Raw genomic sequence first — 21,338 nt, forward strand, 5'->3', positions numbered from 1 at the left:
TCACCTCGTCTGAAGAAGTCAATATTCGATCACATCTCTCACTTAGGGAAAGCGAGTCTGAAGCTCGTTCCCCCGCCCGGCTCTGATCTGACATCTATCTTGCCTCTATGGGCATCCACGATTTTCTTTACCGTAGCAAGGCCGAGACCGGTGCCTCCCTCTTTCGTCGTAAAGAAAGGTGTGAAGATTCTTTCAATGAGCTCATGGTCGATACCGGGACCGCTGTCGCTCACTTCAACGGTTAATTCCTCTCCCCCTCGCGCGGTCAGGCCGATATCGCCACCATCCGGCATCGCCTGTACGGCGTTGTACAGAAGATTCACGACAGCCTGACGGAATTGCTCGGGATCGAGCCGCCAAGTGATATCTTCCGGTGCCAGCATTGTCCGGATATTATATTTGCCGGCATCATGATTTATGTCGGCGGAGAAGTAGGTGACGATTTCATCCAGAAAGTTACGCAACTCGACCGTGCGAGGCAACAAGTTGATATCCCTGGCATACAATAGCAGACTGCTGACCGATCGATTAAGATTGTCGACGCCGGCTATGATTTTGTCGACCATTCGCTGCCCCGGGTGATTCTGAGGAAGGTCCCGTTTTAGCAGTGATGCAAAGCCTGCTATTCCGCCGAGAGGATTTCTGACCTCGTGCGCAATAGTCGCAGCGATTTCGCCAAGTGCTGCCAGCGCCTTAACACGCGTGATTTCATCTTCCAGCAGCCTGATCTTTGTTAAGTCATGAAGCACTTCAACCACCCCGATGACGTCACCGTTCTGATCACGCATCAGCGAGGTTGACACGGCAACCGGAAGCTCGCTCCGAGATTTGAGCGTCAGCATCTTCTCTTCTGAGCGAAACTCCTCTCCTGTTTCGAGAGTACATTTCGCAGAGATCTCCGGTTTCGTATCTCCAGCAACGAGATCGTGCCCTTCATGCCCGGGAATGCGGTCCGCCGCAAGACAGAGCAGTTCCTCGACTGCTACATTGTGGTGACTAACAAAACCGTCGCAATCATAGACAAGTATGCCCGATGACACTGACGAAAGAATGTTGTCCAGAAACGATCGCGCCTTCTCATTCTCCAGCAGGGCATCTCGCAAACGCTGGTTGGTCTCTTCCAACTGTGAGTTAAGATTACTGAATCGTGACTCGAGCTCTTCATACGAACTTTCGAGACGGTCGATCGTCCGGCCGAATGTCTCAAATGCGTCTGTGAAGGCTTCCAGTTTGCCCTCGGTGGGTATAGCTTTCCTGCTGCTCATATCGTTGCAATTTCACTCAAAATGCCGAATTCATCAACAAAAATTTTGTTTTCTGCATCAAATGTGGACTGCAATGTTGCGTATGGGTAAGAAGTGCGAACCTACAGTATTGTCAATAGGTCGGCATTGGCTACAAAACCATCGCTGCCGGTTTGACCGTAACCGCTTGTCTGTTGAGCGTGTTACGGACTCTCTTCAGCCGCGATTCTACATCCCTGAGCGCGTCCGCGGTGTGCTCGGATCGCTTAGACATCAGCTCATGATGCTGAAGAGCGTCCATAATCGCAAAGGCATTCGCCTGGCATTTCGCCGATGTTGTTTCGATTTCTTCGAACGCATCCCTGATTCTCGAACGATTCTTGAAGTATGTAGCGGGTAACGCCCTGCGCAGCACCTTCAAATCACGTAGAACATCACTTGTGTGGTTAGCATAATCCTGCACCAAATCCAGTACCTTGTGAGTATCGAGATTGGTCTCCGGCATGTTGCTTAAGGAGGGTATCACAGCCGACACCTGCTCGTGAGCGGAACTGCTGCCCCGGGACATGAACTGCGAAAATGAACGGATTATATCATCCAGAGAATCTACAATCGAACTTAGATCAATAGTCGTTTCCTGAGGAACCGTATTCACCTGATCCATTACCTCATTCCTCCTGATCGTTGTCGTTTACCGATTTGACTGATACCCTCAAGTGTTTGAGTTATCTTATCCTTGAGCGTGTCAGGCGTGAATGGTCTGACGATGTAATTACTGACCCCCGCGTTTATCGCTTCCTTGATCTGATCCTTCACGGACCTCGCTGTCACCATAAGGATTGGGACGCTGCTATGCCCATCTGTTTGCCTGACTCTTGCAACAAATTCGAGGCCGTCCATATCGGGCATATCCAGATTCGCGATTATGAAATCAACTGATCCCTGCTCCAGCGTGGCAATAGCCTCTGCTCCGCCTGCAGCCTCGAGAACACTTGTATAACCGGCTCTTCTGAGGGTGCTGACGATGATTCGGCGCATTGTCGCCGAATTATCTATGGCAAGAATGTTCAGATCTTCCACACATTCCTCCTGAGTAGATTGCACCCAGTTGCTCTCATCAGTTGGCTGAAGAACTTATAGGTGCATTCTGCGCTGAATCATGGTCGAATCAGACAGCGCTTAGAATCCTCTTCTTGTTTTCTTCGAATTCCCGGTGAGAAATCAGCCCACCTTCAAGAAGTTTCCCCCACCGCTCAATCTGACTTTCGATCGCAAGAACGCTGTAATTCGAACTCGGGTCGGTGCTATTCTCGGTTGACGTCTGCCGGCGGGACTTCTTGCCGCCACCGATCTTCAAATCGGAATCAGGCTTGACCGAAATTCGCTCCAGACGCCGCTCTACACCGGCGATTCTGGATTTGAGCTCGCTTATCTCGCTGCGCACCTGATATTCCTTCAGCGCCCTGGTGATCATCTCCTTGAGATCGTTTAGTCTGAATGGCTTGATGGCGTAGTCGTAAGCGCCCGACCGCATGGCTTCGATAGATGACTCTACAGTAGGATAGCCAGTCATCAAAATTACAATGAGATTCTCATCAAGCTTCTGGAGGTTCTTCAGCACCTCTAATCCATCCATGTCGGTCATTTTGAGATCGACCAGTGCTACCTTGAAGCTATTCTCGGCCACGAGCTTCAATGCTGCCGGTCCGGAATTAGCAACAACGACCTCAAAATCGAGCTTGGAGAAATACTCGTCGAGCAACTCTCTCACAAACAGTTCATCGTCCACTACCAGTAATTTCTGCTTAGACATCGGTGCTCCCTGCAGTCTGAATCCTATTCGCCTCATCGATTGCCTCTTCAACTGTCGTGTGAAGTCTCTTGACGTTAAACGGCTTCACAACATAGTCATAGACACGATTCCTGAGTGCCTCAATGGCAGTTTCAAGCGAAGGAAAGCCGGTCATGAGGATGACAGGCGTCTTCTTCCCTGTAATCTCTCTGGCTCTCTTAGCCAGCTCCAGCCCGTCAATATCGGGCATTTTGAGATCTGTCAGAATACAATCGACCGTCTCACTACCTAGAATATCGAGCGCTCGCTGTCCGGAGTCAGCCATGCTGATATGGTAGTCGAGAGTGCTGAAATGATCGTATAGTAAATCCCTGATCAGAAGCTCATCATCTACAATTAAGAGTCTATTCATAACGTTGTCTAACTCCCCTCTCAGAATTCCTCAACTATTGTCGCCGCTCTCTGGCTGGCTGCTGTTTCTCGGAGAATCTGCCCTCAGTATCTTTTATATCTCATATCTTCTAACTCACCTCAGAGGCAGGAATGCTGAAAGACTCCAGAGCTGCGTCCTCAGTCGGATATATGTCGAAAATGTGCGATAGCTGGGTTATCTCGAAAATCTCCTGAACGTATTGAGCGAGATTGCACAGAACCATCTGCCCCTTTACAAGCCGGACATCCTTGAGAATGGACACAAGCGTACCAAGACCGGAGCTATTGACAAATCCGACCTCGCCCAGCTCCAGTATCAGATTCACGACGCCTTCGCTCGCCAGCTCTTTGACCTGGTCCTTCAGCCGGGAGGAACTATTCAGGTCGAGCCTTCCGTTCAACTTCAGTACAGTACAGCTGCCATGCTTACTAACGCTAATATTCACATGCCACCTCTCTTTGAATCGGTTTCTGGTCCTGAGTGTGTGTATCGAGACTGACTTTCATAGTGAGGATATTTCCTCTGCCCGGTTCATGATGAATGTCAACCTCATCGATGTATCTTTCAATAATTGCAAGACCGCGCCCTGATTCCGAATCGTCATCAACAGGCCGAGTGACTTCCTCCAGCTTCCGCGTGAAGGGAAGAACGCCCTCGTCCTCTATCGTCACCGTCAAGAATTCATCACCTATGTCGTAGCTGAGCACGATCTGTTTGTCCGCCTCCTTTTGATTGCCATGAAGATAGGCGTTTGTGAATCCCTCGGAGATTGCCACGAGCAGGAAATAGCTGATCCTGTCATCCAGTGGCAGCTCCGACATAATTGCCATAGAAATAGTGTAGACCCAGTTCAGGTAGTTTGAATCGCTCGGTACCTGCACTCTGATGCTGTCATTCATTAATTCACCCCTCAATCTCCACCACGACAGCGGTTGTATCGTCAAATTGCGATTCTCCGGCGCCCAGAGTGAACTCGTCAAGAACCGTCTTCAGTTGGTCGACAAGTTCCTGCGGTCGCATGTCACCTCTGGCGGCAAAGAACTTCTCGAGTTCTTCCCGACCGTACATCTGATCGGCTCTATTGACGCACTCTGTAACACCGTCGGTGAAAAGTAATATCCGGTCGCCCCGGACCAGATCTATCGTTTCATGCATATACTCGAAATCTTCGAACTGTCCGACTATGATACCTCCGGTCGTTAACTGCCGCAGTTCACCCGAATATTTATTGTGGATGAACGGGGGCAGATGCCCTGCATTTGTGTAAGTGCAGGTTCCGGCAGCCAGGTCAAAGTAGGCGTAGACGAACGATATGAAGATGTTGGGGTATCTCATGACATCCTCGCACACAATGCGGTTTGTGTGTGTCACAATACTCGCGACATCCTTGCCTCTATACGTATCGGAGCGTATGACCGATCGAACGGCTGTCATCATCAGCGCCGCGGGCACACCCTTGTTCGAAACATCCCCGACAATGACAACAAACTCCTTGTCCGAAATCGGTATGAGATCGAAGTAGTCGCCACCCACTTTTCCGGCGGGCAGATACAGACTGCCGATTGAAGCACCCCTGAGATCGATGTCAAGGTTTGGAAGAAGTGCCCTCTGAATATCCTTCGCCAGCGAGAGTTCCTGTTCAAGTTTCTGCTTCTTGAGAATCTCTTTCATCATGTTTGCGTTTTCGATCGCTACTGCCGCGAAATTGACAAGCCTCTCGAGAGTAGCAACGTCATGATCGCTGAAACCTTCGCCATTTGTCTTATTCACAGCGACCAGAACCCCGATAGGTTCAGATTTCTGAGTCACAGGAACACAAATGACTGAGTTCACTATAGCACTTACTTCGCTGTCCTTGGGGATTTCGTTCAGTCTGATAGTCCTGGCGGTATCATAAGCTGCCTGTGCAAGATCGATGTCGTTTCCTGCCTTGATCTTCCTAACATGCGAACCATCAACCCCCCACGAAATTCGCGTTTCAAGCTCGCCGTTGTCCCGGATCAGGATGCAGCCAACTTCAGCCGAGACAATTCTGAGGGACATCTCCATCATGGCAGACAGTATTGCCTCGATATCGAGCATCGAGGTCAACATAACGCCCATATTGGCAATATCATTTAGTTCGGATTGTTTTGACTCGAGTTGATCTTCCAGATCTGTTACTCTTGTCTCAAGAGCGCATGATGTAGACATTTGACTCCGACCGTTGTTGTTTAATCTATTCTATTATCGACAGTTAGCTCACGTTCTGAAGAGTATGCCTCCGAAAACTGCAAATTCGGGAATACATCTTGACAAAACTCCTTATTGCATTATCTTTCAATGTGTTATGTAATTTCTCACCTGAGTGATCGCACGACTTTAGATGGATCAAGAGAGTAGAAGTGGCTCGCGAAGGCCAAAAGTCCGCGAGGATATTGCTTACCGGTTCGCCAGGTTGCGGAAAGACCACGTTAGTGGAGCGACTGCTGGCTGAACTCCGTATTCCTGTGTCGGGCTTCATTACGAAAGAGATCAGGGAGTCCGGGCACCGTACTGGATTTAGGATCGCCGGCATATCGGGAACCGAGGAGACTCTTGCACACTTGAACATTGACTCCGGTTTTCGCGTCGGTAAATATGGTGTGGACGTCGAGGCGATTGACCGAGTCATCGAGACCGAATTTGCCGAACCTATCGCGAATCTGATAGTTGTCGATGAGATTGGAAAGATGGAACTTCTGTCTGAGAGATTTATTTCCCTAATCGAGACACTGTGGGAATCAGATAAGACAATTCTGGCGACAATAATGTCTGCCCAACAACCGATCTGTGACAGGCTGAAGAATGACTCGAGGAGCAAAGTCATCACTCTGAATCATCGGAATAATAAGGAGGTCCTCGGTGAAATTCGCAACCTATGCGATTTATCACTCGTCATCTAAATAAGATATACCATCATTTCACATATCGGATTAATTACGGAGGTGCTCAATGCATCGATCATTCATCGCTATTCTCGCCGTACTACTCGGCATTCTAATCTCAAGTCTATCCTTCGGCAGTCAGGTTTATGTCGGTCCAAGCGACTCAAATGGCCACTTCCAGATGACGGCTCCAACCGAAGAAGAAATGCAGATGATGGCTGAGACTCGGCTGGAGAAGCATGCCTGCATGCAGAAGTCCACCGAGCGGCTCGCTGCGATGCGTGAAGCGAATAATCCGCTTGTCGCGACAGTCTATCCCACTTCTAACATGTACGACTACGATGTTCTCTATTACAAGATTGATATTAGTATAAGCATGAGCGGTGAAACTGTCGGCGGCTACGTTGAGATGCATCTCAAGAGTCTGATCGATGGGCTGTCATACGTGGATCTCACATTGGCGAATCAGCTTAATGTCACTGCGACGCGCCTCGACGGTGTATCTCAGGCTTTCTGGCATTCAACCGACATCCTGACAGTGAACTTCACCACCCCGCTTAACGACGGGGATGAATTCACACTCAAGGTCGAGTACGACGGTTATCCTTCCACGTCCGATGGTCTAGGAATGTTCTTCTATTCCTACTCAGGTCGGAGAGTCTGCTACACCAATTGCGAACCATGGGGAGCAAGAAATTGGTGGCCGTGCAAAGACTTCACCTTCGACAAACCGGACAGTGCAAACATCATAATCACACACCCGACAACTTACGGTGGGTATACAATGGATCTGGTATCCAATGGTCTTCGTCAGTCGGTGACGGACAATGGAAACGGGACCACGACGACTCACTGGCTCGAGAAGCACCCGATCGCTACATACCTTGTAGCACTTGTTCTGACAGATTTCAACCAGACGAATCAGAGCTGGGAGTATGCTCCCGGTGAATTCATGCCGGTGGAGCACAATTACTATCCGACCACGTCACCATCGGATTCGAGTTATTCCACGTACTATATGGTGAATTACACTCTTCCAGCGCTCGATGCTTTGTCATACTACTGGGGTCTCTATCCGTTCTGGGATGAGAAATACGGTCACATGCACTTTGGCTGGGGTGGTGCCATGGAGCATCAGACCTGTACATCGATCAGCCCAACGTTCAATACGGAATATGTGATAGCCCACGAATTGGCGCATCAATGGTCAGGTGACCAGGTTACATGCGCCCCAGTGAACCACATGTGGATCAATGAGGGATTCGCATCGTACGCCGAGGTTCTCTATTTCGAGTACCATTATGGCTCGTCATACGCCAAGACCTGGCTTTCGTACCAGGAACACATCAATGCGGGCACACCGTACGTTGAGGATCTCGAGACCGACAATGTTTTCGACGGCACGACGGTTTATGACAAGGGATCCTGGCTGGTTCATATGCTCAGGAATCAAATGGGTGACGACCTATTCTTCCCTGCAATGCAAGACTTCTTCTTAACCTCCGAGTTCGCTGGAGGTAGCGCGAGCACTGACGATCTCAACTCGGTTGTATCGCAATACTACGGGTCGGATATGAGCTGGTTCTTCGACACATGGGTCTATCAGGAAGGACAGCCTGACTACAGATATTCCTATGATTATGAGCCGGATACAATCCTCGGAACCGGATATTTCGTCTACTTCATTCTTGAGCAGCAAAACATGGACGGCGTATTCCCGATGCACGTAGATATTGTGGCTCACGCCGGCGACTATGATTCGGCATTCACCATCTGGAATACGAGCGAAGTTGATGTATACACGTTCAATCTGCCGAACCCGCCGACATCGTTCGAAATCGATCCTGATGACAAAATTCTCAAAACCGCTGGGCAAGTCCCGTTCAGCATGCATATCGCTTCACCTGGGCGACTGCCGGACGCCGTGCTGGGCGAACCGTACAGTTACACGCTGCAGGCAATCGGCGGCGTTCCTGATTACACATGGCAGAAGACCCTCGGTCAGTTCCCAGTAGGTATGACATTCAATGGGACGACAGGTGTACTGTCCGGAACGCCCACGTGGGTCGCTGATTATTTCTTCAGATTAAGATGCACCGACTCCGACAGTCCGCCGAAAGTTGACGAGCGCGCATTTACGCTTGCGGTGGTCGAAGAGAGCTTCCCGCGCGGTGACTGCGACGGATCCGGTGAAATCGATATAGATGATGTTGTGTATCTCATCGCCTATATTTTCTCGGGCGGTCCCGCGCCTGATCCGCTGGAGTCAGGTGATGTCGATTGTTCAACTGAAATCGATATTGACGATGTGGTGTATCTGATTGAATACATTTTCACAGGCGGACCAGCACCCTGCATGTAGCAGACAAGTAGCGAAACGTTGACGGTTAGCCGGGCGTGAGTCATCTCGTCCGGCTTTCTATTTGACGATTGTCTGGCTATTTGTTTCGGTTTAGCAGAGAGCGAATGTGCGAGATCATGTCGCCGCGAGGAATTGTGACCTGGACATCTTCAGCCTTGAGCCACTCAGCTCTGTCCTGAACATCCTTCGATAGTCCACGACCAGCTACAAGGTCCTTGATTGTAACCTGCCCCTTATCAAACTCATCCGAGCCGCAAATCACTGCGACAGGTATATCGAGCCTATCGGCGTACTGAAGCTGTTTCGGGATTCTGCGATTATTCCCAAGGAAGACCTCGACCATGAACCCTTCATTACGAAGCTGAGAAGCCATTTCGAAGTAGTCGGCCATTCTTCCCTTGTCCATGGTGGTAACAATGACCTCCGCACAGCTTTTCCTGACTTCAAGCGCCTCAAGTTTCAGGAGTGCTGCCAACAGTCTGTCGACTCCAATCGAAGAGCCCGTGCCCGGCATCGGCTGGCCGGAGAATCGCGATACAAGATGATCGTACCGTCCACCAGAGAATACAGATCCGTAATCGGGAAGATCGAGCAGGTATGTCTCGAATACCGGACCGGTGTAGTATCCAAGGCCCCGGACAATCGTGAGATCAACTCGCGCCTTCGCCGGATCGGCACCCATCCCATCAAGGTAGCGGCCAATCTCCCGCAGCTCCTCGAATCCGTCTGCAGCCATCTCAGACGCGCCGAGCAGATCCGCAGCATTATCGATCTGACTCAATCCGGCTGCCTGCGCAATGTCAAGGAACTTCTCCAGCAAAGCAATCTGAGGATCGGGAAAACCGAGCCCCGGTATGACGTCGCCCGATTTGTCTGTTCTGCCCGGACCAAGCTCCATGATGACAGCATCACGTCCCTGTTTTTCTAACTTATCGAGAACCCGGAATACGTCCGGAGCAGTTTCGGGTGAGATTCCGGCAAACTGAGCAAGACCGTTGAGGATCTTCCGATTTGAGTATCGCACTTCGAAATTCTCGATCTTGAGGCAACTCATCGTCTCGGCCATGACAGCTATTATCTCAGCGTCGGCAGCGACGAGCGATGTCCCAACAATGTCGATATCGAACTGCAGAAACTCTCTGAATCGCCCCGGACCCGGCTTGTCGACACGCCAGACCGGTGCGATCTGGTATCGCCGAAATGGCGTCGGCAGTTCGCGATTGGCTGCGACAAACCTCGCTAACGGTGCAGTGAGATCGAACCTGAGTCCCATCTCAACCTCATCGGGACCGATGAAATTGAATATTTGCTCCTTGTTCTCCTTGCCGTAGTCGGCACCGAACAGTGTGGTCAGGAACTCAAGAGCAGGGGTCTGCAGCGGAAGATAGCCATACCTTTCAAATACTGATCGGGTTTTGTCGATCAGAACCTGCCGGGTCAGCTCATCCTCCGGGGGATAGTCCCTGAAACCCTTCAGAAGCTTAGCTGGGACTTTTTTCGCTTTGTCAGACATGGCAATCCCTGGCGGCCCACAAAACATAATACTGGGGGGGAGGGTCGAACTCCCGACCTCCTGATCCACAGTCAGGCGCTCTAGCCATCTGAGCTACCCCAGCATTACTCTATTAACATCGGAACGATCCGGTCAAAGTTTCGTTCCGAATTCAAAACGATGTCACGTGCTCACCGGCACGCAAAACGAGATAATAAGCCATTTATGCGAAGTTGGCAACACAAAAATCTGATCCGTGGACCGGCTTAAATCAGCGATATTGAAATCATTGTCCGTCAGGGAGCAGAGTTTTGAATTGACATGGCAGGCTCTACACCTAAATTCCCGTGAGAACCGCTGATAGAGAAAGGAAGCGCAGTGAAACCTGATCTCATTGAGAAACTTGCAGTAGAGAGCGATTCAAGAATAGTAATGCTCGTGATGGACGGCCTCGGAGATATCCCCGCCAGCGGTCACGGGACGCCGCTGCAAGAGGCAACCACACCGAACCTTGACAAACTTGCCGCGGAGGGCGTGCTGGGGCAATTTGACCCGATCGCTCCAGGTATCACTCCGGGCTCGGGACCGGCGCATCTTGGGCTTTTTGGATACGATCCTGTCGAAAATAATGTCGGACGCGGAATCCTATCTGCATTCGGGATAGGCTTTGATCTCACCGAGAAGGATGTGGCGGCCCGTATCAACTTCTGCACGCTCGATTCCAACGGCAATGTCACTGACCGAAGAGCTGGTCGTATATCAGATGATGAAAACAGGCGGATATGTGAGAAGATCAAGAGCAAGCTCCGTACACCTGCGGGCATTGAGTTCTTCCTCGAAACAGAGAGCCAGCACCGGGGATTGCTCGTTATCAGAGGCAATGATCTATCCGATCAAATAGCCGACACCGATCCGCAACAAACGGGCGTGCCGACACGTGAACCGAAACCGCTCGCAGCGGAGGCAGATCACACTTCCAAGGTTCTGATGGAAATTCTGCAGCAGGTGCGCCAAATCCTCTCGGATGAGGAAAAGGCAAACATGATTCTACTGCGCGGCTATTCCGGATTCAAGCAACTTCCATCCATGCAGAAGCGCTTCGGCGTGAAGGCATGTGCGATTGCTGAGTATCCGATGTACAGAGGGCTTGCGACACTCGTCGGAATGACCGTACAGCCGCCTTACACAGACTTCGACGATGCCATCGCCGTTCTCAAGTCCAAATGGAAAGAGTTCACTTTCTTCTTCCTGCATGTCAAGAAGACAGATTCTTATGGCGAGGATGGTAATTTTGAATCGAAGAAACAGGTGATAGAGGACGTCGACAAAGTCATCGTGCCGGGAATCATGGCGATGAAGCCTGATGTCCTGATAGTGACAGGCGACCATTCGACACCGTGGTCGATGAAAGCACACAGTTGGCATCCGACGCCGGTCTTACTGCACAGTAGGCTTGTCAGACGCGACAAATCGGAGAGGTTCTCGGAGATAGAATGCCAGACCGGCGGTCTCGGGAGGCTCCCGCTGGTGAATCTGATGCCGATTGCGCTTTCATGCGCCGGCAAGCTCGCGAAATTCGGAGCGTAGTCTCACCTGAGATCATCGTGCATGGCCGTCCCGAATCCCGGCCCGAGAAAGATTGCATTCAGCAACAGACGCGCTGTACCATGAAAGTACCCGCGAAAAGTGGGATCGTCGGCAAACAGAATCAACTGGCCTTTACCCATCCCTTCGCAGGTAGCGTACGCTGAACTTGCCCAGCGCTGCCTCGCCTCCGGCCAGAGCAGCCCAGATAGTCGCAGCTCTTTGTATGGTTTGAATCTCACCGGTGTCTCGAACTGCAGTGACAGTATTAGTATTTCCCGGTCGAACTCTATCGGCCGGGATTTTCTTTCTTCTCGAAGTATGTTACCAGATCATCGATCATAGCGGGAATTGTGTGAATGCGGGATTCCACTGCAACCTCGAAGCCTTCCGATGCTATCATCTTGGTCGTTGATGGTCCAATCGAGAATATCGGTACTGAAGCAAAGAGTTCGTGCGCCTCTTCACGAGTCAGATTTTCCAACACCCCCTTGAATGTCGAACCACTGGTGAAAATCGCTGCATCCGGCGGATATACGAACAGCTTCTCTTTGAATCCCTCAGGCCACTTGCAGAGGTCTGTATCGTAGACGGTGATCGGCAGGACTTCCGCTCCGGCATCGGTCGCCATCAACTCCACAGTATCACCAGCGAGTCCACCTCGCACTCGAACCAGAACACTGCCTTTTAGATCGTGAGATGAAATCAACTCTCTGGCGAAAGCCGTCGCCGTTGCCTCTTTGGGCACGAAGTCGACTCTGATATGCCAATTGGCGATGGCCTCGGCAGTCGCACCTCCTACGGCAGCAATCCTGTACCCTGCCAAACACCGCAGATCGCCAAACTTATCCATAAGCTGCTGCATGAAGTAGCGCACACCATTTTCGCTGGTAAATACAAGCCAACGGTTGCTGTTACTGATGGCAGCAAATCTCTGCCAGGCATCGTCATCATGATAGTCGGAAGTCGTTATCGATGGATACGGCAACACTTCGGCGCCGAGCTCCCTCAGGCTCTGGTACATGTCGCGCGCCTGATCAGGAGATCGAGTAACGATCACACGCTTGCCCAAAAGTGGTCTCTGTTTCACCCACGAGAGACACGGCTGCAGATCAACCACCTCACCTATCACGAAAATCGAGGGCGATCTGACATGATGCTTCTTGACGACGGCAGGCAGGTCCTTCAATGCAGCGCTGAAGTATCGCTGGCTCGGTAGAGTGCCCCTCTCGATAACAGCGGATGGTTTGTCTGGCGACATTCCAAAATTGATCAGCCTCGTCGCGATTGTTTCTATCTCGCTTACGCCCATGTAGATAATGATCGTTCCATTCTCAGCTTTCGCGATCCACTCCCATGGCACCGTAGAAACAGCCTTATCCTTCGCCTTGTGTCCCGTAACAAATATCACAAAGGATGCTTTCTCTCTATCAGTGCAGGGGATGCCGACATACGCCGGAGCGCCTACTCCTGCGGTGATACCCGGAATTATCTCGAAGTCGATGCCATGCTTTCTGAGATATTTCGCCTCTTCACCCCCTCTGCCGAAAACCAAAGGGTCACTGCCCTTAAGACGAGCGACATTCTTTCCTTCATTGGCAGATTTGACGAGAAGCTCGTTGATTTCGTCTTGCGGGATAATATGCTTGCCATCCCGTTTGCCGACATAATGCTTCTCCTGACCGGCAGGCAACGCGACGACGATCTCATCGGAGACCAGATTATCGTAGAAAACGACGTCGCAGGTCTGAAGCAAGCGCCATCCCTTCAGAGATATCAGTTCAGGATCACCCGGTCCCGAACCAATCAGATATACTGTGCCTTTCTTCATTCCGGTTTCCGATTCGCCTCATTCGTCATCGTTAAGCATATCGTTAAGCTCGCTCTCGATTTCGTCCGGGGATTTCATCTTGATGATCGCATTCCAGTCTGCGGAAAGAAATCTCTCGAAGCATTCCAGCCTCTTCTGTGCATCGTCTTTGTAGCGAGCTTGCACTTTCTTGCGAAAAGTATGCGCGTACGTGGATATTTTGCCCCAGTGCTTGGGGAAAATGTCGTCGAGAATCCCGCGCAGATGTCCGGCAAGAAAAGGCGCCTTGCCATCTGTCGACACACTCACGGCCAGATGCTCCCGCTTGACCACGGCGGGAAAAATGAACGTGCAGAGCGCCGGATTGTCGACTACATTTACAAGTACACCGGCAGATTTGCAGTCCTCGAATACTTGTTCGTTTACCGCTCGATTATCGCAGGCGGAAATCACCAAGCCATAATCCGCTGCTTCTGATGGATTATAATTGCGCTTCTCCAGCTTTACTCTTCCGGATGTGGCATAGTAATCGATCTTGTCGGTGACCTCGGGCGCAACGACTGTAATGTCTGAATTGTAATCCAGGAGATTGTCGATCTTTCTCAAGGCAATGCCACCGCCACCAACTACAAGGACACGGCAGTCTTCGAGGGATACGTTTATCGGCATGTACTTTGAAGTCATATCTTTTCTCCGTTCTGTGTCTCTCTACTTCTCCGGTTCAGTCTCCGCCCTGACCTTCATCGCCAGCAGCCTGTTGATCAGTCGGCGCGAAGCCTTATCGACAGCATACTGCATTTCGGGACTCAGCTTCTTGATGACCGGCCCGAATTCCTCGTGCCTGATCGCTTCGAATGTATCACCAAATCCGTTGTACAGCGGCTCATGAAGCACATGACTGTACCAGTACATGAACTCATCCAGCCTGCGCTCGATGATAGCCTCAGCCTCCGGAATGGATTCCAGGACTTGCTTCTGATTCTGTTCGACGAATCTCCTGATGTCTTCAAGATCGAGAATCTCGATATTAGTAAGCTCATCGATATCTGATTCGACATCTCTCGGGACGGCCAGATCCATGACAATCCGCCTGCGACTACTGCCGGCGACACCGGCGGCACGCATCATCTCCTTCGTGATGATCGGTACTGGTGAGCTTGTGCAAGTCACGACAACGTCTGCGCGCCCGAGCAGCTCCGGCAGTTCATCGAGTGTGTGAGCGGACGCAGCGAACTTCTCAGCAAGTGCAACAGCCTTTTCCCGAGTCCGATTTGCAAACATGAATCTGCACTGATCGTCGCCTGAGAGACCCGCAGCCGCTATGGCTATCATTTGATTGACGCCGATAAACAGGACGGCAGGGTTCGTGTTCGCTGCGATCTTTGATTTCAAGAGACTTACAGCCGTGCCACTGACGGAGCAGGCTCCCTTGCCGATTTCGGTGTCCGATCTTACTGCCTTGCCGACGCGGAATGCCTGATGAAACAGGCGATGGATAATCTTGCCGGCAGACTTCACCGAGCAGGACGAGCTGTAGGCGTCCTTCAATTGCCCAACAATCTGATTTTCGCCTATGATCATCGAATCCACTCCTGCCACCACTCGAAACAGGTGCTCGGCCGCCTCACGACGCTTCATTGTGTAGAACTTATCCAGAGCATCCGCGATGTGTTGATTCTTGAACTGCGAATAGAAGCTGAGAAGGATGTCTGCCGGTTCTGCCGATTTCTCGAGGACAAGGTAGAATTCAACTCGATTGCATGTGGACACGATCACTGATTCGAGCACACCCGGCAGCTTGCCGAGAATTGCATTTGCTTCGGCGATCGAATCGCGATCCACCTGCAACGGCTCTCTGTCAGTCAACTCTGAAGTCTTATGGCTGATACCACATACTATCAGTTTCCAGCTTGCCATTGCCATTGAGTCAGCATCTCCAATTAGCTTCTTGTATTATCCAGTTTACGACAGCGAAGCCTGTGTGCCGCCACCAATCATGGTTACATTTTCAAAGCCCGCATGCCTCAGAATGAGTGAGGCCTGATAAGATCTTGGTCCTCTCCGACAGACTATTCGAATTTCCCTGATTCTGTCAAGCTCATCAATGCGTAGTCTCAGCTCACCGAGAGGAATGTTCACCAGAGTACAACTTCCCGATACCGGCCACGGTTCCGAGGAGAATTCTTCTGTCTCGCGAACATCGAGAAATACAACGTTATCGGCCGACTTGTCAGCCGGGCCGACGATCTGCAGACCCTTCTCTCGCGCGATTGCCAAAGCCGCCATCTGGTGGAGCGGATCAAGCACTTCGGAATATGGCGGCGCATAGCCATGCTCAAATGCCAGCAGATCATGAACCGATGCCCTGCGCTGCAGGAAAGACGAGAACACATCGATCCGCCTGCAAATGTCACCTGCGCCGACAGCCTGCAACCCCAGCAGCCTCTCATCATCGGAAGAGTAAACAAGCTTCACGCTGAAAGTACCAAACTCCGGATAGTAGTCAGGCTTGTCTGGGAAGGCTCCCCAAACCGCTTCAGCTCGAAAACCGGCAGCCTCAGCAGCCTTCTGAGAAAGACCAACCGCACCAACGTTTGTATCAAATATCTTCACAAGAAACGCACCAACCACACCCTTAAACTCAGCGTGATTTCCGGCCAGATTTTCCGCTATCACCCGTCCGTGGCGATTGGCCAACGATCCCATCGGAATGTATATCTGCGCGCCGGTAATCAAATGATGGGATTCGACACAGTCGCCCCCGGCAAATATATCCGGATCGCTTGTGCGCATGTGAGAGTCGACAACGATACCACCCCGATCGCCTATTCTCAGACCACAATCACGTGCCAGCGAAGTTTCGGGACTGACTCCGAGACAAAGAAAAACGTAATCGCATGAGATGCTCTCTTCATTCTGCAGAAGGACTACCGGATTCCCGTCGCCGTCCAGATCAATGCGCTTGACTTGCATACCAGTCTTGATCGTGACATCCTGCCGCATCATTTCGCGCTCGGCTATCGCTGCCATCTCGGGATCGAGCACGTATGGAAGAATCTGGTTTTCTTTCTCGACAAGCACCGTCTCGATACCCCAGAGTCCCGCTGCGGCTTCCACAACTTCGCATCCGATGAATCCACCTCCGACTACCACAACTTTCCCGACTTGCCCGGTTTGGGCAGCTTCACGGAATGCCACTGCATCATCCGGCTTCGTAAACGAACTGATCCTGGGACTCTCCGCCACGGGGAATGGAGGCTGCATCGGCGCCGCACCGGTGGCGATCACAAGCTTTCCATAAGCGTGCTCAAGTACTTCACCAGTGGCAAGCATCTTAACAGCGGTCACCTTCTTTTCTCTGTCAATACGGATAACCTGGGCACCCGTGACAACATCGAAGCCTTTTGTGTTCTTGAAAAAGTCGGCGTCACGCTGCACATCATAGGAGGTCGCCGTCAGTTTCTGGAAGCTGTCGATATCACCCGACGCAAAATATGGCATACCACAGGTCGCATACGATACCAGACTCTCTCTCTGAAAAAGCGTAATCTTCACATCGGGCAACCTTCGCGCCAACGTAGCGGCAGTCTTTGGACCTGTGGCGACTCCGCCTATTATCACAAAATCTGATCTATTAACACTCATTTTAAAAACCTTGGGGTTGCCCTAAGGCAACCCCCGTTGCAGTCGAATATCTACAGTCTATGAAGACGACTTGGAAATGGCAGCCGCCATCTTTCTTTTCACTACGATCTCAGACATGAGATCCCGAACTCTGATCGAAACAGCAACTTTGTATAGAATGGTGATTATCAGCGCACCGAGAGCGTAAATCCCCATCGAAATCATCAGTTCAGGGAATGTTGGTGAGTATTGAGTAATCGTCCCGAGCGGAGATGGTATGAAACCGGTAATAACCATCGCCATACCCTTGTCAATCCAGAGCGAGAGAAAGAGCAGAACGCATCCGACAGAAAGAATTTTGAAATTGTTGCGCGACTTCGGAGGAATCAGCAGTATCAGCGACACTATCGCCAGTATCGATGACAGCCACATCCACGGAACAAGATTCGAGTTGCCGTCGATTCCGACGAACATATACTTGAAGTGCAACAGATGTTCAGGGATATCACTATAGACGGCAGTGAAAACTTCCATTAGAATCAGGAATACATTGACAATCATGCCATAGGTCGCAATTCTCGCCAGATTCTTGATGGCCTTATCACCCGGATCGAATCGTGATACATTTCTGACAATCAGACAGAGTATTACAAGCAGTGCCGGACCGGCTGCAAACGCAGATGCAAGAAATCGCGGAGCGAGAACAGCAGTCATCCAGAATGGTCTGGCTGAAAGACCGGAATATAGAAACGCCGTCACGGTGTGAATAGAGATCGCCCACGGAATCGAGAGATAGATGATCGGCTTCAACCAGCGGGGCGGTTTGATACCTTTCCGCTCGGCATCCATGGAGAACCAGCTAATCACAACGTTCAACACCAAGTACCCACTTAGCGCTACAGTATCCCAGAAGAGCAGCGAATTCGGCGAGGGATACAGAAGGAGGTTCAGACTCCGAAATGGCTGCCCGAGATCGACGAATACGAACATAACACACATGATTACCGATCCGATGGCGACAAATTCTCCGAGAATTGTCACCTTTCCGAAAGCTTTGTAATCATGCAGGTAGTATGGAAGCACGACCATCACTGCTGATGCCGCTACTCCAACGAGGAATGTCAGTTGGGCGATGTAGAATCCCCAGGCAACATCCCGTGAGAGGCCGGTGAGGCCAAGACCGTAACCGTATTGCCGGAGATAGTTGATCGTACCAATGCCGATCAGTACGAGAAGGAACGCTATCCATCCCCAGTATCGCTTATCACCTGTTAGTGCCTTTTCTATCATACCAACCTCACACTATGTAATAGACTTCAGGTTCAGTCCCGAGGCCTGGCTTGCGTCTTATCGAATAATTTGAACTCAACAACTTCCGCACTTCAGAATTGGGATCTCCGATATCGCCGAACGCGAGAGCTGGAGCGATCTCCGGCCTGTCTGCGAATCGCTTAGCGCAGGCTTCCACGCAGGCGGGCAACTGGCCTTTGGAGAGTCTCTCCTCACAGAAAGTGCATTTCTCGACAACGCCCTTCGTGCGGGTTGGGAAGTCGGGCTGGATTTCCTTGAGATGAGTTCTCGGGTCCGTCCAGTTAAAGCTGCGTGATCCATAGGGGCAAGCCACGATGCAATATCGGCAGCCGATGCAGCGGTGCCAATCCATCATGACAATTCCGTCCTGCTCCCGCTTCCATGTTGCCTTCGTGGGACACACTCTGACGCATGGCGGATTGTTGCAATGGTTACAGAGCACCAACGCAGGCGAGTGCTTCACCTCATCGGGCGTGAGCTCATGTTCTTGTTCATGGAAAGCGTGCTCAAATGACTCTTTCCAGATCCACTTGATCTCCTGCTTTGGGTTGTCGATCTTCGGCACATTGTGCGTGAGGTGACAGGCATCGACACACGCCGTACAGCCATGCTCTTCACGGCATTTCTTCAGATCGATGACCATTGCCCAGCGCTCAGCCTTGAGACCGCCTGTTTTTAGCCAGGACTTGGCGAGGTCGTCGCCCGCAAACACTTTCCCACCTGCAGCAGCGGTAAGGGTGGTGAGTCCGGCGGCCTTCAAGAATATTCTCCTGTCGACGCTCATCTCACACCCTCCTTAGGCTCGACATGACAATCCCAGCAGTACGGCTGCACCCCCATGTAGTTGTGGCACTGATCACAGAAATCAGACTTGTTCGAATGACAGGACATACATGTATTCGAAAGGCTCATCTCAAACAGCCTGCCAGACTGCGCTTTGTAGGCTCGTACGTCCTGACGCACGACCAGGTCTCGCCACTGGTTGAGGAGATCCATATGGTCTGTCTTCATGTAATCCGTCGCAGCAACACACTCCTTCTCCAATGTAATTATCTTCGGATCGGGTTGATATGTAGCCCTTCCGGCTGCCACATTATACCAGACCGGGAAAGATATGAGAGCGAGGAATATCAGCAATCCAATTATGATCTTCCCACCATCATACATCTTCGCTGCCCTCCTTCCCGGCGAAAGGTTCGCCGCGCAGGTCAGTGTCCCTTGGCTTCTCCCCCTTCATTACTAGAGCATTACCCACAAGCTCGTGAACTCCGCCGACCTCGACACCGGGAATCCAGTATTCCAACAGACTTGGAAGAGTCGCCTTATCGATCGCGCACATGCAGAGCAGTATGTTCACACCATGCTTCTCATGAACATATTTCACAGCGTTAGCTCTCGGCAGACCGCCTCGCAGTCTCATCTCGAGATTCTCGTCGGTTCCGAGGCCTGCGCCGCTTCCGCAACAGAAAGTCTGCTCACGAATAGTATTCTCTGGCATCTCGTGGAAATTGTTGCTCACAGAGTTGATTATGTATCTCGGCTCTTCAAGAAGACCCATCGCTCTCGCAGGATTGCACGAGTCATGGAAAGTCGGAATGAGGTGATCGTTTCGGCTCGGATCAAGCGTGATCTTGCCGTTCTTGATTAGATCAGAAGTGAACTCCGAGATGTGCACCATCTTCGTGGATTTCGCATTCTCGAATTTCGTACCGGTGATCGGAGATACCGGCTGCTCGAGAAAATCGGCAGGACCATTCAATGTATCCATATACTGATGGAGTACGCGCCACATGTGCCCGCACTCACCGCCGATTATCCACTTCACGCCGAGTCTCTTCGCTTCCGCATAGATCTTGTTGTTCAGTCGCTTCATCGCTTCCGCAGAGTGGAACAGCCCGAAATTGCCTCCCTCGGAAGCATATGCACTCCATGTATAGTCGAGACCGACCTCATGGAACAGTGCAAGATATCCGAGAAGAGTGTAGTAATGCGGCGTTGCGAAGTAGTCGGCTGACGGTGCAACGAAGAGTATTTCCGCACCCTTCTTATTGATCGGAGCCTCGACCTTGACACCGGTCAGTTCCTCCAACTCATCGACTGCGAAATCAATACTGTCTTTGAATCCGTGAGGCTGAATACCCAGATGGTTGCCGGTTCTGAAGCAATTCGCGACGGGTGTCGTGATCCAGTCGATGTTGAGGCCGACCATATTGAGAAGCTCGCGCCCCATCATAGTGATCTCGGCAGTGTCGATTCCGTAAGGGCAAAAAACCGAGCATCGTCGGCACTCCGTGCATTGGAAAAAGTAGTAGAACCACTCCTTCAGCACATCTACCGTCAACTCTCTTGCGCCTGCGAACTTGCCAAGAATCTTGCCTGTGGCAGTGAAATCATTCCTGTAAACTGATCTCAGCAGCTCCGCTCTCAACACAGGCATATTCTTGGGATCGCCCGATCCAATGAAGTAGTGGCACTTGTCGGCACAGGCTCCGCATCTAACACAGGTATCCATGAAAATCCTGAGTGTGCGATATTTGCCGAGCAGCGACTTGAAACCATCCAGTATTATCTGCTTCCAGTTATCGGGGAGCTGCCAGTCATCGTCAGTAGGCTGCCATTTCCTCGGATACGGAAAGTCTACATACTTCGAGCTAGCGGGAACAGCACCATAGTTGTAAAATCCTCGACGGAACCTGACCGACGGTTCCATCCAGTCCTTGTCGGGCGGGCCGTAGTCGATTTGTATGAGCTGCTCAGGTTTTGGTGTGTCTTCAGCCATC

21 protein-coding genes and 1 tRNA gene are annotated in these 21,338 nt (G+C 51.2%); 3 read left to right on the forward strand and 19 right to left on the reverse strand.

The features are described 5' to 3' along the window. Positions 1-38: 38 nt before the first annotated feature. The 8 genes from KKH67_06060 to KKH67_06095 all read right to left on the reverse strand — a co-directional run bounded on the left by KKH67_06060 (position 39) and on the right by KKH67_06095 (position 5,662). Complete coding sequence (locus tag KKH67_06060) at positions 39-1,265, reverse strand: PAS domain S-box protein (protein ID MBU1318749.1); 1,227 nt, start codon at positions 1,263-1,265, stop codon at positions 39-41. A 130-nt stretch (positions 1,266-1,395) separates the two neighbouring features. After that, a complete protein-coding gene (locus tag KKH67_06065) occupies positions 1,396-1,908 on the reverse strand; it encodes a hypothetical protein (GenBank protein MBU1318750.1) in 513 nt (170 codons plus the stop codon). Continuing rightward, positions 1,908-2,315 (reverse strand): response regulator, encoded by a 408-nt coding sequence (locus KKH67_06070; GenBank protein ID MBU1318751.1) that lies wholly within the window; start codon positions 2,313-2,315, stop codon positions 1,908-1,910. The genes KKH67_06065 and KKH67_06070 overlap by 1 nt, the downstream gene beginning before the upstream one ends. Before the next feature lie 97 nt (positions 2,316-2,412). Continuing rightward, positions 2,413-3,057: a response regulator gene (locus KKH67_06075; protein ID MBU1318752.1), complete on the reverse strand. Its 645-nt coding sequence runs from the start codon at positions 3,055-3,057 to the stop codon at positions 2,413-2,415. Then, positions 3,050-3,448: a response regulator gene (locus KKH67_06080; protein ID MBU1318753.1), complete on the reverse strand. Its 399-nt coding sequence runs from the start codon at positions 3,446-3,448 to the stop codon at positions 3,050-3,052. Before KKH67_06080 ends, KKH67_06075 begins: the two co-directional genes overlap by 8 nt. 109 nt (positions 3,449-3,557) lie before the next feature. Continuing rightward, positions 3,558-3,914, reverse strand: a complete 357-nt coding sequence (locus KKH67_06085) for an STAS domain-containing protein (protein MBU1318754.1) — start codon at positions 3,912-3,914, stop codon at positions 3,558-3,560. Beyond that, positions 3,904-4,368, reverse strand: coding sequence for an ATP-binding protein (locus KKH67_06090; protein MBU1318755.1), 465 nt, complete (start codon positions 4,366-4,368; stop codon positions 3,904-3,906). The genes KKH67_06085 and KKH67_06090 overlap by 11 nt, the downstream gene beginning before the upstream one ends. Before the next feature lie 4 nt (positions 4,369-4,372). Beyond that, positions 4,373-5,662 carry a SpoIIE family protein phosphatase gene (locus tag KKH67_06095; GenBank protein ID MBU1318756.1) on the reverse strand — a complete coding sequence of 430 codons (1,290 nt, stop codon included), beginning with the start codon at positions 5,660-5,662 and terminating at the stop codon, positions 4,373-4,375. A gap of 191 nt (positions 5,663-5,853) precedes the next feature. Here KKH67_06095 and KKH67_06100 point away from each other — a divergent pair, with 191 nt between their 5' ends. Together KKH67_06100 and KKH67_06105 are read left to right on the forward strand one after the other, a co-directional pair. Further along, complete coding sequence (locus tag KKH67_06100; GenBank protein MBU1318757.1) at positions 5,854-6,393, forward strand: nucleoside-triphosphatase; 540 nt, start codon at positions 5,854-5,856, stop codon at positions 6,391-6,393. Positions 6,394-6,442: 49 nt separating this feature from the next. Then, positions 6,443-8,737 carry a hypothetical protein gene (locus KKH67_06105; protein MBU1318758.1) on the forward strand — a complete coding sequence of 765 codons (2,295 nt, stop codon included), beginning with the start codon at positions 6,443-6,445 and terminating at the stop codon, positions 8,735-8,737. Positions 8,738-8,813: 76 nt separating this feature from the next. Here KKH67_06105 and hisS read toward each other — a convergent pair whose 3' ends face one another. Then, the gene (gene hisS / locus KKH67_06110; GenBank protein ID MBU1318759.1) at positions 8,814-10,250 is read right to left on the reverse strand and encodes a histidine--tRNA ligase; all 1,437 of its coding nucleotides are present in this window, start codon (positions 10,248-10,250) and stop codon (positions 8,814-8,816) included. Positions 10,251-10,279: 29 nt separating this feature from the next. After that, positions 10,280-10,353 (reverse strand) — tRNA-His (locus tag KKH67_06115). A gap of 254 nt (positions 10,354-10,607) precedes the next feature. Here KKH67_06115 and KKH67_06120 point away from each other — a divergent pair. Then, the gene (locus tag KKH67_06120; GenBank protein MBU1318760.1) at positions 10,608-11,816 is read left to right on the forward strand and encodes a 2,3-bisphosphoglycerate-independent phosphoglycerate mutase; all 1,209 of its coding nucleotides are present in this window, start codon (positions 10,608-10,610) and stop codon (positions 11,814-11,816) included. 2 nt (positions 11,817-11,818) lie between these two features. Here the strand turns inward: KKH67_06120 and KKH67_06125 are convergent, their stop codons facing one another. The 9 genes from KKH67_06125 to KKH67_06165 are packed head-to-tail and all read right to left on the reverse strand — an operon-like array spanning position 11,819 to position 21,337. After that, entirely contained in the window at positions 11,819-12,055 is a 237-nt protein-coding gene (locus KKH67_06125) for a hypothetical protein (GenBank protein ID MBU1318761.1), read from the reverse strand. Between the two features lie 47 nt (positions 12,056-12,102). Next, on the reverse strand, positions 12,103-13,644 hold the full coding sequence (cobA, locus tag KKH67_06130) for a uroporphyrinogen-III C-methyltransferase (GenBank protein MBU1318762.1): 1,542 nt from the start codon (positions 13,642-13,644) through the stop codon (positions 12,103-12,105). 18 nt (positions 13,645-13,662) lie between these two features. Further along, complete coding sequence (locus KKH67_06135) at positions 13,663-14,307, reverse strand: bifunctional precorrin-2 dehydrogenase/sirohydrochlorin ferrochelatase (GenBank protein ID MBU1318763.1); 645 nt, start codon at positions 14,305-14,307, stop codon at positions 13,663-13,665. A gap of 24 nt (positions 14,308-14,331) precedes the next feature. Further along, complete coding sequence (gene hemA, locus KKH67_06140; protein ID MBU1318764.1) at positions 14,332-15,546, reverse strand: glutamyl-tRNA reductase; 1,215 nt, start codon at positions 15,544-15,546, stop codon at positions 14,332-14,334. A 39-nt stretch (positions 15,547-15,585) separates the two neighbouring features. Then, the gene (locus KKH67_06145) at positions 15,586-17,268 is read right to left on the reverse strand and encodes an FAD-dependent oxidoreductase (GenBank protein MBU1318765.1); all 1,683 of its coding nucleotides are present in this window, start codon (positions 17,266-17,268) and stop codon (positions 15,586-15,588) included. 57 nt (positions 17,269-17,325) lie between these two features. After that, the gene (gene nrfD / locus KKH67_06150) at positions 17,326-18,537 is read right to left on the reverse strand and encodes a polysulfide reductase NrfD (protein ID MBU1318766.1); all 1,212 of its coding nucleotides are present in this window, start codon (positions 18,535-18,537) and stop codon (positions 17,326-17,328) included. Between the two features lie 7 nt (positions 18,538-18,544). After that, positions 18,545-19,342, reverse strand: coding sequence for a 4Fe-4S dicluster domain-containing protein (locus tag KKH67_06155; protein MBU1318767.1), 798 nt, complete (start codon positions 19,340-19,342; stop codon positions 18,545-18,547). Beyond that, positions 19,339-19,725, reverse strand: coding sequence for a sulfate reduction electron transfer complex DsrMKJOP subunit DsrJ (gene dsrJ / locus KKH67_06160; GenBank protein MBU1318768.1), 387 nt, complete (start codon positions 19,723-19,725; stop codon positions 19,339-19,341). The genes KKH67_06155 and dsrJ overlap by 4 nt, the downstream gene beginning before the upstream one ends. After that, the gene (locus KKH67_06165) at positions 19,718-21,337 is read right to left on the reverse strand and encodes a (Fe-S)-binding protein (protein MBU1318769.1); all 1,620 of its coding nucleotides are present in this window, start codon (positions 21,335-21,337) and stop codon (positions 19,718-19,720) included. Before KKH67_06165 ends, dsrJ begins: the two co-directional genes overlap by 8 nt. Between the last annotated feature and the right edge of the window lies 1 nt (position 21,338).

The sequence above is a fragment of the Candidatus Zixiibacteriota bacterium genome (assembly GCA_018820315.1).
In the GTDB taxonomy this organism is placed as follows: domain Bacteria; phylum Zixibacteria; class MSB-5A5; order JAABVY01; family JAHJOQ01; genus JAHJOQ01.

Coding starts and splice junctions, on each gene's coding strand:
- KKH67_06095 (MBU1318756.1), bottom strand. CDS start 5,662: ATGTCTACATCATGCGCTCTTGAGACAAGAGTAACAGATCTGGAAGAT.
- hisS (MBU1318759.1), bottom strand. CDS start 10,250: ATGTCTGACAAAGCGAAAAAAGTCCCAGCTAAGCTTCTGAAGGGTTTC.
- KKH67_06065 (MBU1318750.1), bottom strand. CDS start 1,908: ATGGATCAGGTGAATACGGTTCCTCAGGAAACGACTATTGATCTAAGT.
- nrfD (MBU1318766.1), bottom strand. CDS start 18,537: ATGATAGAAAAGGCACTAACAGGTGATAAGCGATACTGGGGATGGATA.
- KKH67_06135 (MBU1318763.1), bottom strand. CDS start 14,307: ATGACTTCAAAGTACATGCCGATAAACGTATCCCTCGAAGACTGCCGT.
- KKH67_06165 (MBU1318769.1), bottom strand. CDS start 21,337: ATGGCTGAAGACACACCAAAACCTGAGCAGCTCATACAAATCGACTAC.
- KKH67_06105 (MBU1318758.1), top strand. CDS start 6,443: ATGCATCGATCATTCATCGCTATTCTCGCCGTACTACTCGGCATTCTA.
- KKH67_06155 (MBU1318767.1), bottom strand. CDS start 19,342: ATGAGCGTCGACAGGAGAATATTCTTGAAGGCCGCCGGACTCACCACC.
- cobA (MBU1318762.1), bottom strand. CDS start 13,644: ATGAAGAAAGGCACAGTATATCTGATTGGTTCGGGACCGGGTGATCCT.
- KKH67_06090 (MBU1318755.1), bottom strand. CDS start 4,368: ATGAATGACAGCATCAGAGTGCAGGTACCGAGCGATTCAAACTACCTG.
- dsrJ (MBU1318768.1), bottom strand. CDS start 19,725: ATGTATGATGGTGGGAAGATCATAATTGGATTGCTGATATTCCTCGCT.
- KKH67_06075 (MBU1318752.1), bottom strand. CDS start 3,057: ATGTCTAAGCAGAAATTACTGGTAGTGGACGATGAACTGTTTGTGAGA.
- KKH67_06080 (MBU1318753.1), bottom strand. CDS start 3,448: ATGAATAGACTCTTAATTGTAGATGATGAGCTTCTGATCAGGGATTTA.
- KKH67_06060 (MBU1318749.1), bottom strand. CDS start 1,265: ATGAGCAGCAGGAAAGCTATACCCACCGAGGGCAAACTGGAAGCCTTC.
- KKH67_06145 (MBU1318765.1), bottom strand. CDS start 17,268: ATGAGTGTTAATAGATCAGATTTTGTGATAATAGGCGGAGTCGCCACA.
- hemA (MBU1318764.1), bottom strand. CDS start 15,546: ATGGCAATGGCAAGCTGGAAACTGATAGTATGTGGTATCAGCCATAAG.